The 400-nt window shown below is 60.5% G+C and carries 1 protein-coding gene; it reads right to left on the reverse strand.

Annotation, left to right across the window (positions count from 1 at the left end; genetic code table 11):
- Positions 1-232: 232 nt before the first annotated feature.
- Positions 233-400 (reverse strand): aldehyde dehydrogenase family protein (locus FY251_RS22005; protein WP_148417021.1); only part of this gene is annotated, 168 nt, incomplete at its 5' end.

Raw genomic sequence — 400 nt, forward strand, 5'->3', positions numbered from 1 at the left:
GAACAGACGGGCGCGGAGTGCCCGTACTGTGGCTCGACCGACACCGAGCGGAAACACCCACGCGGGCCGTCGCGGTGCCAGTCGATTCATTACTGCAACGAGTGCCTGCAGCAGTTCAAAAAGTTCGAGTAAGCAGTTATTACTCGCTAGTTCTGCCTTCGGAGTTTCACAGCGTGAGGCAGAGCGGTGGAACTGTTGCTGGCTGCCTGGGCACGACTCGTCGGGGGAAGTTTCAGCCGAGGTTGATGTGGACGTTTTTCACCTCGGTGTAGGCCTCGATAGCCTGCTCGCCCTGTGCGCGGCCGTGGCCGCTCTGTTTCGTGCCGCCAAAGGGTGTCTGTGGCCAGGTGTTGGGCGTCTCGTTGACCATCACCATCCCGTAGTCCAGGCTGTCTGTGAC

It is taken from the genome of Haloferax sp. KTX1, from assembly GCF_902410085.1.
In the GTDB taxonomy this organism is placed as follows: Archaea; Halobacteriota; Halobacteria; order Halobacteriales; family Haloferacaceae; genus Haloferax; species Haloferax massiliensis.